Source organism: Elstera litoralis, from assembly GCF_000963705.1.
Lineage (GTDB): Bacteria > Pseudomonadota > Alphaproteobacteria > Elsterales > Elsteraceae > Elstera > Elstera litoralis.
Window position 1 is genome coordinate 1 of sequence record NZ_LAJY01000079.1, and the last position, 12,274, is coordinate 12,274.

Annotated in this window: 11 protein-coding genes and 2 pseudogenes; 3 read left to right on the top strand and 10 right to left on the bottom strand. The window is 63.3% G+C overall.

Annotated features, from left to right (window positions below; genetic code table 11):
* Nucleotides 1-289 (top strand): annotated as a pseudogene (locus VZ95_RS04115) (oxidoreductase); the annotation flags it as partial.
* Nucleotides 290-440: 151 nt separating this feature from the next.
* Nucleotides 441-742, top strand: a pseudogene (locus tag VZ95_RS04120) (DMT family protein).
* Between the two features lie 82 nt (nt 743-824).
* Here the strand turns inward: VZ95_RS04120 and mmsB are convergent.
* Complete coding sequence (gene mmsB / locus VZ95_RS04125) at nt 825-1,712, bottom strand: 3-hydroxyisobutyrate dehydrogenase (protein ID WP_045774751.1); 888 nt, start codon at nt 1,710-1,712, stop codon at nt 825-827.
* A 26-nt stretch (nt 1,713-1,738) separates the two neighbouring features.
* Entirely contained in the window at nt 1,739-3,238 is a 1,500-nt protein-coding gene (locus VZ95_RS04130; RefSeq protein ID WP_045774752.1) for a CoA-acylating methylmalonate-semialdehyde dehydrogenase, read from the bottom strand.
* Nucleotides 3,239-3,346: 108 nt separating this feature from the next.
* On the opposite strand from VZ95_RS04130, the gene VZ95_RS04135 reads away from it, so the two are divergent.
* Entirely contained in the window at nt 3,347-4,243 is an 897-nt protein-coding gene (locus VZ95_RS04135; RefSeq protein ID WP_045774753.1) for a LysR family transcriptional regulator, read from the top strand.
* Nucleotides 4,244-4,280: 37 nt separating this feature from the next.
* On the opposite strand, the gene VZ95_RS04140 is transcribed toward VZ95_RS04135, so the two are convergent.
* The 8 genes from VZ95_RS04140 to VZ95_RS04175 form a co-directional block, all read right to left on the bottom strand.
* A complete protein-coding gene (locus VZ95_RS04140) occupies nt 4,281-5,036 on the bottom strand; it encodes an iron ABC transporter ATP-binding protein (protein ID WP_045774754.1) in 756 nt (251 codons plus the stop codon).
* Nucleotides 5,033-5,974, bottom strand: coding sequence for an iron chelate uptake ABC transporter family permease subunit (locus tag VZ95_RS04145; RefSeq protein WP_045774755.1), 942 nt, complete (start codon nt 5,972-5,974; stop codon nt 5,033-5,035). Before VZ95_RS04145 ends, VZ95_RS04140 begins: the two co-directional genes overlap by 4 nt.
* On the bottom strand, nt 5,964-6,917 hold the full coding sequence (locus VZ95_RS04150) for an ABC transporter permease (protein WP_045774756.1): 954 nt from the start codon (nt 6,915-6,917) through the stop codon (nt 5,964-5,966). Before VZ95_RS04150 ends, VZ95_RS04145 begins: the two co-directional genes overlap by 11 nt.
* The gene (locus VZ95_RS04155) at nt 6,914-7,816 is read right to left on the bottom strand and encodes a siderophore ABC transporter substrate-binding protein (RefSeq protein WP_045774757.1); all 903 of its coding nucleotides are present in this window, start codon (nt 7,814-7,816) and stop codon (nt 6,914-6,916) included. Before VZ95_RS04155 ends, VZ95_RS04150 begins: the two co-directional genes overlap by 4 nt.
* A 22-nt stretch (nt 7,817-7,838) precedes the next feature.
* Nucleotides 7,839-8,702, bottom strand: coding sequence for a sugar phosphate isomerase/epimerase family protein (locus VZ95_RS04160; protein ID WP_045774758.1), 864 nt, complete (start codon nt 8,700-8,702; stop codon nt 7,839-7,841).
* Nucleotides 8,699-9,985 (bottom strand): DUF6005 family protein, encoded by a 1,287-nt coding sequence (locus VZ95_RS04165; protein ID WP_045774759.1) that lies wholly within the window; start codon nt 9,983-9,985, stop codon nt 8,699-8,701. The genes VZ95_RS04160 and VZ95_RS04165 overlap by 4 nt, the downstream gene beginning before the upstream one ends.
* Nucleotides 9,982-11,253: an AMP-binding protein gene (locus VZ95_RS04170; protein WP_045774760.1), complete on the bottom strand. Its 1,272-nt coding sequence runs from the start codon at nt 11,251-11,253 to the stop codon at nt 9,982-9,984. The genes VZ95_RS04165 and VZ95_RS04170 overlap by 4 nt, the downstream gene beginning before the upstream one ends.
* Nucleotides 11,240-12,274, bottom strand: a 1,035-nt coding sequence (locus tag VZ95_RS04175) for an IucA/IucC family protein (RefSeq protein ID WP_045774761.1), incomplete at its 5' end; no start/stop codon positions are given. The genes VZ95_RS04170 and VZ95_RS04175, both read right to left, overlap by 14 nt.

The window sequence follows — 12,274 nt, forward strand, 5'->3', positions numbered from 1 at the left end:
CTGTACCCTGTCGCTGTCGTTCAATAACGATGGGCCGCTCGGCACCTTCTTCCGCTATATCTGCGATAATGGCACCTATATCGCCCGCTACGATGATTTGGTAAACGGTAAGGAAGAGAAGATCGATGTGTCGAAAGTCGATGTCTCGATGAACGGCATCGAATTGCAGGACCGCGAGTTCATTGCCGCCATCCGCGAAGGCCGCGAGCCGAACGCCAGCGTTGCCAAAGTGCTACCCTGCTACGACATTCTCAATAAGCTGGAGCAGAGCCTCGCCGCCTCGGCCTAAGCATTCGAGCGGCACATCTGCGATCTCCCCAAACGCTGCGTGCAAAATTGCGCAGGGCGTTTGTTTTAGTGTCGGCACGCGTCCCTCCTCCCCCTCTTGGACCCTGCCTTCCACGACAAGTATTCTGCTGCTGTGCTGTTCAAACCTCTTCATGACCGTCGCCTGGTATGGGCATCTCAAGCATCCCGAGGCACCGCTGTGAAGGTAGTGCTGATTAGCTGGGCCATTGCTTTTGTTGAATATTGTTTTGCAGTTCCGGCCAACCGCCTTGGGTACGCCTCCGGCTTCACAGCCGGGCAGTTGAAGGTAATCCAGGAGGTCATTACCCTCGTCACCTTCGCCGGTTTTGCCGTGCTGTATTTGGGCGAGACGCTGAAATGGAACCATCTCGCCGCCTTCGTTTGCCTCATTGCGGCGGTGGGCTTCATGTTCGCCGACCGGCTTTGGGCGTAAGCCGACGCCAGCATCGCCAAAAAAAAAGAAGCGCAGGCGGTCACCTGCGCTTCAAACCCTTCAGAGCCAAGAAAACTAAGCTCTAGAGCATCGCCCCAGCCCGCAGGCGATGGATGATGCCGGAAAAATCGACCCCGCCCTGCGCCGCGTCCACCATCGCGGCGTAAAGCTGGGTGGCCGCCGCCCCTAAGGGGGTTGTGGCCCCGGCGCTTGCGGCGGCTTCCTGGGATAGGGTGAGGTCTTTCAGCATTAGGGCGGCGGCAAAGCCGGGCTGATAGTCGCGATTGGCCGGGCTGGTCGGCACCGGGCCGGGCACCGGGCAATAGGTGGTCAGCGACCAGCATTGTCCGGAGGAGGTGGAGGAGACGTCGAACAGCGCTTGGTGCGACAGGCCGAGTTTTTCGGCCAACACGAAGGCTTCGCTGACGGCGATCATCGAAATTCCGAGGATCATATTATTGCAGATCTTCGCGGCCTGCCCGGCCCCGGCCTCGCCGCAAAGAACGATCTTCTTGCCCATCGCCGCCAGAATGGGTTCGGCCCGCGCGAAAGCGTCCGTACCGCCGCCGACCATGAAAGTCAGCGTGCCCGCGACCGCCCCACCGACGCCGCCGGACACGGGCGCATCCAGCGCATCCGCCCCTTTGGCAGCGGCAAGCGCATGGGCCTTGCGGGCCGACTCGACATCAATCGTTGAACTGTCGATCAGCAGCGTGCCCGGCTCTACCGCCGGAACAATCGCCTCATAGACGCTGAGCACATGCTTGCCGCTGGGCAGCATGGTAATAACGATTTCCGCCCCGGTCGCCGCTTCCGCCGGGGACGCCGCAAGGACAACCCCCGCCGCTTCCGCCGCCGTCAGCGTCGCCGGAACCAGATCGAAGCCCGTCACCCGATGTCCGGCCTTCACCAGATTGGCCGCCATCGGCCCGCCCATATTGCCAAGGCCGATAAACCCGATACTCGCCATGATGTTCCTCCCGCTATTTCTTGGAATTAACCCATTGTCGGAATAACGAAGCTAGCCCCATCTTTGATACCCGTTGGCCAGCGGGAGGTAACGGTTTTCGTCTTGGTATAGAAGCGGACGGCGTCCGGCCCGTGCTGATTGAGATCGCCGAAGCCGGAGCGCTTCCAGCCGCCGAAGGTATAATAGGCCAGCGGCACGGGAATCGGCACATTCACCCCGACCATGCCGACATCGACCCGCGCCGCAAAATCGCGCGCCGCGCCGCCGTCGCGGGTGAAAATAGCGACGCCATTGCCATATTCATGATCGTTCGGCAGCGATAGCGCGTCCTCGTAATTATCGGCGCGCACGACCGAGAGAACCGGGCCGAAGATTTCCTCTTTATAAATCCGCATCTCGGGCGTGACATTGTCGAACAGACAGCCGCCCATGTAATAGCCGTTTTCATAGCCCTGCATCTTAAACCCGCGCCCATCGACGCGCAGATCCGCCCCCTCGGTAACGCCGAGATCGACGTAGGATTTCACCTTCTCCAAATGCTCGCGCGTCACCAGCGGGCCGAAATCGGCGGCAGGATCGGTCGAGGGGCCAATTTTCAGCGCTTCGACGCGGGGAATCAGCCGCGCCATCAGTGCATCCGCCGTGGTCCTACCGACCGGCACCACGACCGAAATCGCCATGCAGCGTTCGCCCGCCGCGCCAAACCCGGCCCCAATCAGCGCATCGGTGGCTTGGTCCAAATCGGCATCGGGCATCACCAGCGCGTGATTCTTGGCCCCGCCGAAGCATTGCACCCGTTTGCCCGCCGCCGTGCCGCGCGTGTAGATATATTCGGCAATCGGCGTGGAGCCGACGAAGCCGATGGCCTTCACGTCGCGGTGATCGAGAATCGCATCAACCGCGACCTTATCGCCGTGAACGACATTCAGAATGCCCTCCGGCAGCCCCGCTTCCAGCATCAGTTCGGCCAAGCGCAGCGGCACCGAGGGGGTGCGTTCGGACGGCTTTAAGATAAAGGCATTCCCGCAGGCAATCGCCGGGCCGAATTTCCACATCGGAATCATGGCCGGAAAGTTGAACGGGGTGATGCCCGCTACCACGCCGAGCGGCTGGCGCATCGAATAAATATCGATGCCCGGCCCGGCGCTGTCGGTGTACTCGCCCTTCTGCAAATGCGGAATGCCGCAGGAAAACTCGATGACTTCAAGGCCGCGCTGAATATCGCCCTTGGCATCGATAATCGTCTTACCGTGCTCCAGCGCCAGCAGCCGCGCCAAGTCATCGTAATCGCGCTGCACGAGATCGAGAAACCGCATCATCACGCGGGCGCGTTTTTGCGGATTCTGAACGGCCCAAGAGCGTTGGGCGATCTTGGCATTCTCGACGGCGGCGGCCACTTCTTCCACACTGGCCAGCGGCACTTTGCTGCGCAAGGTGCCCGTCATCGGCTCAAAGGCGTCGGCAAAGCGGCCGGACGTGCCGGAGAGCTTTTTCCCGCCGATAAGATGGTATAATTCTGTCGTCATGGTCCGTTTCCCCCAAATTTTATTGCGCCTATGTCACGCCCTCGCCCCCGGCAAGGCGACGGGTAAATTCGCGCATCCTTTGTGCGCGAATGCGCCGGGGAGGGGCCGATGAGCGGCTTCAATTGGAACGACCTGCGCTATTTCCTCGATGTCGCGCGCACGGGAAAACTGACAGCCTCCGCCAAACGGCTGCGCGCCGACCATACGACCGTCAGCCGCCGCATCGCCGCCCTCGAAGAGGCGCTGAACGTCACGTTGTTCGACCGCCGCCCGGATGGCTTCAGCCTCACGGCAGAAGGCGAACGGCTGCGCGCGGTCGCCGAGGATATGGAGCGCGCGGCGATTGCCGCGCAGGGGCTGGTGGGCGATGCCGACCGTTCGATGAGCGGCACCGTGCGCATCGGTGCCCCGGACGGGTTCGGCAGTCAATTCCTCGCCGCCCATATCGGCCGCCTCTGCGACCGCTACCCGGAGCTTGAAGTGCAGTTGGTGGCAACACCACGCGTCTTTAGCCTCTCCAAGCGCGAGGCCGACATCGCCATCAGCCTGTCCCGCCCCACGGAAGGGCGGCTGGTAGTGCGCAAACTGACCGACTATTCCCTAAGACTCTATGCCTCCGCCGACTATCTCGCGGCCCGCGCGCCGATTACAACCCGCGCTGATCTGGTGGGCCACCGCTTCATTGGCTATATCGATGATCTGATTTACACGCCGGAGCTCGACTATCTCGCCGCCGTCGGCAGCATCGCCCCGCACTTGAAAAGCAGCAACCTGATCGCGCAACTGAAGGCCACCCTGGCCGGGGCGGGGCTCTGCATTCTGCCGCGCTTCATTGCCGACCGCGAGCCGCAGTTACAGCCCGTGCTGGGGCAGGAGGTGAGCATCACCCGCAGCTTCTGGCTGATTATTCACGAAGACCTGCGCGCCCTCGCCCGCGTCGCCGCCACTGCCGATTTCATTGCCGAAACGGTTTTGCGGCGGCACAGCGAGTTTTTGCCCGCCTGAGCGAAGCGAGTTTTGCCGGGCTAAGCCACAAGCGCCCTCAATGGTGGCGGACGTAAGGGCTGCCGTCGAGCGTCGCGACCGCCATCCGATAGCCGAAAATCGCCTCCAACTGGTCGGGGGTCAAAATCGCCGCTGGGGGGCCGTCGGCGATAAGGCGGCCCGCTTTCATCGCAATGATCCTATCGGCATAGGCCGCCGCATAATTAATATCGTGAACGACGATGAGAATGGTGCGCCCGTGGCTATCGGCAATCCGGCGCAGCAACTGCATCATCTGCCGCCCATAGAACATGTCGAGATTGTTCAGCGGCTCGTCGAGCAGCAGATAGTCGGTGCCTTGGCAAAACACCATCGCCACAAAAGCCCGCTGGCGCTGCCCGCCGGAGAGGGTTTCGAGCTGCCGGTCGGCGAGGCCGGTAAGATCGAACTGGGCCAGCGCCTCGGCAATCGCTGCCTGGTCCGCCGCCGTCAAACGCCCCCGGTTATGGGGAAAACGCCCGAAGCCGACGAGGTCGCGCACCGTAAGGCGGCTCACCAGCCCGGTTTCTTGGCGCAGGATCGCCAGAACGCGCGCCAAAACCGGGCCGGGGGTGGTTGCCACCGGCAAACCATCGACCGTGATCGTGCCGCTGTGCAGCGGCTGGAGCCGGGCGATAAGCGATAAGAGGCTCGATTTTCCCGCGCCGTTCGGCCCGACCAACGCCGTCACGCCGCCTTTTGGTATCGTCAGCGAAATATCGCTGAGGATCGGGGCACCCCCCAGCGTGAGAGAAACGCGGTCGAGGACGATCATCGTTTGGCTCCGGTCAGCAAGAGAGCAAGGAACACGAGCCCGCCCAAAAATTCGACGATCACCCCCAGGGTCGCCGCATTGCCGAACCCGTGCTGAAGCACCGCCTGCCCGCCCACCAGGGTTGCAATCGCCACCGCCCCGGCAGCAGGGAGCAAGCGCGCGTGCCGCTGCGTGCCGATGCAGCGTTCGGCGAGCGCCACCACCAGCAGCCCGAGAAAGGTGATCGGGCCGACGAGGGCGGTGGAAACGGCCACCAGCAGCACAATGGCCGTTAGTAGCAGGATCAGACTACGCGACCAATTCACGCCCAGGCCAACCGCCGTGGCACGCCCCAGGGCCATCACATCCAGAACATGCCGCTGCCGCCAGACCAGCAGAATAATCGCCCCCGTTATCCCCGCCCCTATCGCCGTCAAATCGCCGCGCACCTGCCCAAAATTGGCGTAGGTCGCGCCTTGTAAAACCATAAAATCATTGGGATCGATCAGCCGCGCCAGCAGCGCGCTCAGGCTGCGAAATAAAATCCCCAGCATCGCGCCTGTCAGCAGCAGCCAATAGAGCGACTGCCGGTCGCGTAAGAGCGGCAGAAAAATCAGCAGCGCCGCGCCAGTCATCACGGTCAGCGCGGCGGCGAACTTCACGTGCGCATCCAGCCCGGCAAAGCCGATGCCGCCGAGCAGAAACACCAGCAGCGTCAGCCCCAGCGTATAGAGCGCATCGATACCCAGAATGGCAGGCGAGAGAATCCGGTTTCCCGTCACGGTTTGCAGCAGCACGGTCGAAACCGCCACCGCCACCGCCACTTGCACCAGCGCCAGCAGCCGCCAGGCGCGCAACTCCAGCACAAAGGCGAGATTGCCGCGCAGCCCCCAGCCGAGGAACGCCGCCATCGCCAGAAGCGCGAGGCCAATCAGCGCCCACAGCCGCTTATCCGCCATGACGGCGCTTCCCGAGCAGAAGGAGCAGAAAGGCGAGCGATCCGAGCACACCCAGAATTGTTCCGACCGGAATTTCGTAAGGCTGCCGCAGGACCCGCCCCAACAGATCGGCGGCGAGGCAAAGCGCACCGCCGCCGAGGGCCACCCACGGCAACGAATGGCGCAGATTATCGCCGCAGAAGCGCGAAACGAGGTTCGGCACGATCAAGCCGATAAAGGGGATCATCCCAACCACGCTCACACTGAGCGCCGATAGCACCGCCACCAGCACCACCCCCAAGCGAACGAGGCTTTCGTAATTCAGGCCGAGCCCCAGGCTCATCTCCTTACCCAGGGCAGCAATCGTCAGCGCGTCGGCGAACCACCACGCGAGGGCGACCAGCAGCGCCGCCCCCCAAAGCAGCTCGTAGCGCCCGCGCAAAATGCCGGAGAAATCGCCATTCACCCAGGTTTCGACATATTGGAGCAAATCCATCTGCCAAGCGATGAAGGTGACGCCCGCCCCAATCACGCCGCCGTAAATCAGCCCGAACAGCGGCAGCAAGAACGGCTCGGTCGGCGGCAGGCGGCGCACGGCGGCGAGAAACCCGCCGGTTCCGAGCAAGGCAACCGCGCTCGCCACGGCCATCTTCAGGGCAATCGGGGCCTGGGGCCACAGCAGCGTGACCAGCAGAATGCCCAGCATGGCGCTTTGCTCGGTCCCCGCCAGCGTCGGATCGACGAAGCGATTGCGCGCCAGCGTCTGCATCACCAGACCGGCAATGGCCAACCCCGCGCCAACCAGCAGCGCCGCCAGCGTGCGCGGCAGGCGGCTGATCCACAGCATCTCCCCCGTCGCAAGATCGGCGGCCCCGACGAAGAGGCTCACCCCCGCCAATCCGCCCAACAGCAGCAAGCCCCCAGCGGCGGCGAGGGGGCCGGAGCGTATGGGTCGTGCGCTCATGGTGCCGCCGCGAACCCCGCTTTCAAGCTGGCCAAAACGCGCAACGTGGCGGAAATCCCCCCGGCGGCGATGTAGAAATCGGCGGGCGGTAGATAGAGGATCTGGCCCCGCTGCCCGGCCTTGGTTTGCGCCACCAGATCATTGGCCAGCGTCGCCTGCGCGCCGCCGCCCGCCTCGCCAATCGCCGCCGAACGGTCGAGCACGATGAGCCAATCGGGGTCGGCTTTGCGGACGAATTCGAAGGAAACGATTTCGCCGTGAACCGCCGTCGCCGAGGTTTCGGCGGCGGCGGGCACCCCCAGTTCCGAATGCAGCCAACCGAAGCGCGAGCCCGGCCCATAGGCGGAAATCTTCGGCCCATTCGCCATCAGAATCAGCGCGCGGCCCTTGCCTTGGGCGGCGGCGCGCGTCGCGGCAATCGCTTGGTCAAGCTCCCGCGCGAGGGCCGTCGCCGCTGCCTCTTTACCGAACAGCGCCCCATAGGTGGTGAGACGCAGCTTGGCTTCCGCCAACAGATCGCTGCCGCTAAAGCTCATATCGATGGCGGGGGCGACGCGGCGGACGGAGGCCAGATGCGGCGACGAACGCCCGCCGAGAATGATAAGATCGGGACCGAGTGCGCTCAAAGCCTCCAAATCGGGCTCGAACAGCGTACCGACTTTGGCCGCCCCCTTCTGAAGCGGGGCTAATTCCGCAAGATAGAGATTACTGGGCAACCCCTGCTGTTTCACGCCGAGCGCCGCCAGCGTATCGACCGCCGCGAGATCAAAGACGGCAATCGTGCGGGGCGGCACGGCAATAGAAACCGGGCCGAGCGCGGTTTGAATCTCCAACGCGCGCGCCGGGCCGACCGGCCCCAGCAGCAGCAAGCTCACGATGAAAGCGCCAACGGCCCGCATTTTCCAGTTCCTCCGTCTCAAATCAATGACGTGCCCGAAGGGCGAGGGCTGGCGGGGAGGGCTGGCGCGCTACCCTTAGCCCATTGCCCACACAGGCGCAAACCGCCAAACGGTCGGACCGCAGCACCTCGAACGCCGAAGCCCCAAACCATTCCAGCGACGCTTCCGCCGCGCCGCAGGTCGGCAAAAAGCCGGTGTAATCGACCACCCCCTCGAACAACGGCACCATGCCGTCACGCAGGCCCGCCGCCGCATAAACGTTCCCAGGCTCGAAAACCGCCAGATCGGCGCGCGAGCGGATATTCTTCAAGTGATAATGGGCGATATGGGGCGCGAGGGCTTGGCGTGCCGCCAGCACATCGTCGCCGCCTTCCCAAACGTGTAGAACGTCGAAATTGATCTTCAGCGCCGGATGATCCACCGCCGCGATGAGGCTTTGCGTGCCCGCGAGCGTATCGGCCAGGGTGTTCGGGTGGGTTTCGATCAGCAGCGATAGCCCGTGCTCGGCCGCGACCGCGCAGACAAGCCGCAGGCGCTCGACCAACAGCGCCACGTGCGCGGGCGCGGTGGCGGCGCTTGCGGTCGTGCCCGCAAAACTGCGAATTTTCTTCGCCTGCCAAACTTGGGCCAGACGGCAGAGATCGCGGGTTTTGGCGAGCAGCGTCGCAACCTCCCCGTCCAGCGGCAGATAATCGCTGACCATTGGCACCGACAGGCCGAAATCCGCCAACCACGCCCCGTTGCGGCGCGGATCATGCGCCAGATTGCGCGCGTGAGCTCCCCAAAGCTCGATGCCGTCGAACCCGGTTTCCGCCGCCCAAACCGCTAGTTCTTCCAAGGAAATCAGATGATGGCGAAAGCTGATCGTGCAGAGCGACAGTTTCATACCACGCCCTCCACCGGCGCTAGAGCCGGTGCCACCAGGGCGCACCAAGCCTGAAACGCCGTGTCTAATTCACGCTTCAGCGCGAATTCCATCCGGTCGAGCGCGTCAAGCCGACTGAAGATATCGCTAGTAAGCCCCGTCTCGCCCGTTTGGCTGAGGCGGAGAATGGCAAAATGCAGCGCCTTAAAGCCCTGGAACAGCGCTTCGATCTCGTCGCAGCGCTGCAAGAAGGACGGATCGGGCCAAACGAGCGCGCGCCAGAAAAAGGCAAAGCCATGCTCATAGGCATATTTGCGGATGGAGAGAACCGGAATTTCCCGCAAGGCCGCCGCCAGGGCCGTCGGCGGAAACGCCGGATCGCCCGCCAGATGCGCCGTGACAATGCGGCGGATGGCCTCGGTTAGCGGATTGCGGCTCTTAAGGAAACAGGCCTCGAAAAACGCCTTCACATCCCGCGCCGCTGCCGCGTGCAACGCACGGCGGTCGAAGATAAACCCGCCCGCAACAGACGGCTGGCTGAAAGCCGTGAGGATCTTGTCGCGGGCAATCTCGCCCTCCCAACGGAAATCCGGGTCTGACACGCTGAAAACGGCGGGATCGGCGGCGGGCGCGAGCATCAAATAATGGGGGAAGGGGTTTTGGTTGAACTTATTCTCCCGCTCCGGCAGGTGAAACAGATCGACCATGACCATAATCGAATGATCGCCCGCCTGGGTTGCCACCAAGTCCAGTAGCACCGCCCGATTCGCGGCCTTGTCGGCGCGGTGATCGTACCATTCGCGCACCGCCGCCCCATATAGCCGCTCGAACCAGGTGCGGAAGAAGTCATGGCGCAGGCCGGGGGCGTGATACTGCAAGGCCCAGGACTCGCTGATCGTGAAATCAGCGTCCCACACGCCAAAATAGAAGGGGCGATGATCGATCTTCTGCCGCTTCAAAGCATCGCAGACGCAACTAACGAAACAGTGGATTTTAAGATCCCAATATTCCTCGCCGTGAACGCTGCCGGTGGGGTCCGTCGACGCGGGCGGCGGCGTTGGCGCGGGATCGAAGAGGGCAACCACATCGGCCACCGTCTCGACCGCCCGCGTCGACACCAGATCGTCCGGCACGGTCAGCCCGTAGGAAAGCTCCAACTCCAACAGCAGGTTCAGCAGCAGGATCGAGTCGATGTAGAGATCTTCGTTTAGGCGGGCCTCAGGGCGGAACTGGTCGAGATGGGCGTTCTGCAACGGCCCCGCCAGGCTGGCGCGGATGGCGCTTAGAATCGCGTCGGGCGTCATTGCGCGGCCTCCAACGGCAGCAGCGCGCCGCTTTGATAAAGCTCGGCGACTTCCCGGCGGCTGATTTTGCCATTGGCCTTGCGCGGCAGGCTTGCGGTTTGACGAATCTCGCTCGGCTGCTGATGGGCCGCCAGATGCGAGCGGCACCAAGCCCGCAGCGATTGTAGGGAAACCGCCTCGGTTGCCGTGAACACCAGCCCAACCCGCTCGCCAGCAAAAGCATCGGCCTTGCGGAAAACGATAGCGTCGGTCACGCCGGGAAAGCCCATCACCACGTCTTCCACCTGCTGCGGATAGACGTTGAGGCCCGAGACATTGATCGTATCATCCAGCCGGGCGACGAAAACCAAACTGCCGTCGGACTTCAAATACCCGAGGTCGCGGGTAAAAATATCCCCCCCCTCCCGCCGCAGGATGATTTCGGCCGGCGCATAGGCCCCCGCGCCCGCTTCCAGCCGATGATGGGGCAGAACGATGCCCATATCGTTGCTCGCCTGCACGTCCCCATTGATGGCGATGCACCCGGCTTCGGAACAGCCATACTGCTGGAACATATGCCGGGTTTTGCGGCGGATGGCGGCGAACCACGGATCGGGCAGCACCGTCCCGGAACTCATCAACGCGTGTAGCGGCGCGTCCTCCGGCAGCAATTTTGCCAGCGTATGCAGAATGACCGGCGAGGAATAGAGCAAGGGCCGCTCGATATCGCGCAGGCGCTTCAGTAGATATTTCGGGTTATCGACGTTCAGAATAACCGGCACCTGCCCCCGATGCAGCGCCACCAGCAGGCCGCAAATCAGCCCATAGGAATGGGTGGTCGGGCAGGCGATCACCGGCGTCATGGCCTCCGGCGCGCGGAAATGGCCGGTATAGCTGGCGATCTCCCCGGCGATTTCCCCCCAGGAGCGCGCGATGATCTTCGGCGCGCCCGTGGTGCCGGAACTCATTTGCAGCAAGTGACCGGCGGTTTCCGGTGCGCCGGGATCGGGCAGAAGCTCGGGCGTGAGGCGATGGAAGAACAGCGCGTGGCACCCTGCCTCCTGCGCCATCCGCCGCGCCGCCGCAAGGGGCGTGCTGGGATGCAGCGGCAGAACCGTGCAATCGGCCTCCTTCAGCGCGAAGAACAGGCTGAGCCAATCGATCGTTTCAGGAAAGCAAACGGCGTAGCGCCCGCGCGCCCGCGACCCGAGCCCAATCGCCTCGGCGGCGTGGCCTACCCGCGCGCGGAACTCGGCTTCAGAAAAGAAGATATCGTCAATATGCAGCATAATCGACCTCGCGCGCCACGAACGACAGATCGGCCAGGATGTTCGGCACCGCGTGATGCAACTCCCCCTCCGTCCGCAGCAGTTTTTCCCGCATTAGGGATTCGGTTAGGATTTCAGGGGCTTGGGTGCCCAAAGCTGCCAGCCGCGCCCCCGGTGTTTCGCGGCGCGCATAGCCCTCTAGGCAGCGCTGGACGCGGCCCCAGAACTCCATCTCGGGGAGCCCGAAGGCCAGCGCCAACAGGTCCGACAGATCGGTGAGATTGTAGATGAATAACGTGTCCATCACCAATTCACGCAAGGCCTCCAAATGATCGGACCAATAATATTGATTGGGTGCGCCATCGCGGAAGATCGGGTTCAGATCGAAAAATGGCGGCTCCTCCGCAGGTTCGCGCAGGAACTCTGGCGAATATTCGATGCTATCGTGAAAATCGCGCAGAATGAGGCGCTCGGGCCAGCCGTTGCGGTGGGTGAGCACCATATTTTGCGCATGGGCTTCGACCGCAATGCCGTGGCCGACCAGCAGATGCCAAACCGGCAGTACGGCAACCTCCAGCAGCCGCGTTAGCCACGGCAACAGCCCATAGCGTTCGATCCAGGGCGCAATCGCCGGGCTGCCGTTGGGTTCCGTGACCGCCAGCAGATTGAACGGCACCGCCGCTTCCCCCGGCAATAGAACCGCCTCGACGCTCTGCCGCCAGATGGCCCCGATCTGCCCGGCCAGCGGCCCATCGCGGTCGGCGATAATTCCCGCATATTCCGGCAGCAGCACCAGCGGATAGCGCTGCTGGAAATGCCCATCGCGCGCCACGATCCCCGTGAGCCAGGTCGAAATAACTGGGGCGATATCGACCGCATGGGGCGGCAGATTGCGGCGGGAGGCGGTATTGACGATACCAAGGCTCAGCTTCACATTCGCCCGCGCCGGATCGTCGGCATTCATCAGCGTGCGCACCGATTGGCTGGCGCGGTAGGCGGGGCCGAGCGCCCCGAGGCCATAGGCCCGCCCGTCCGCCAACCA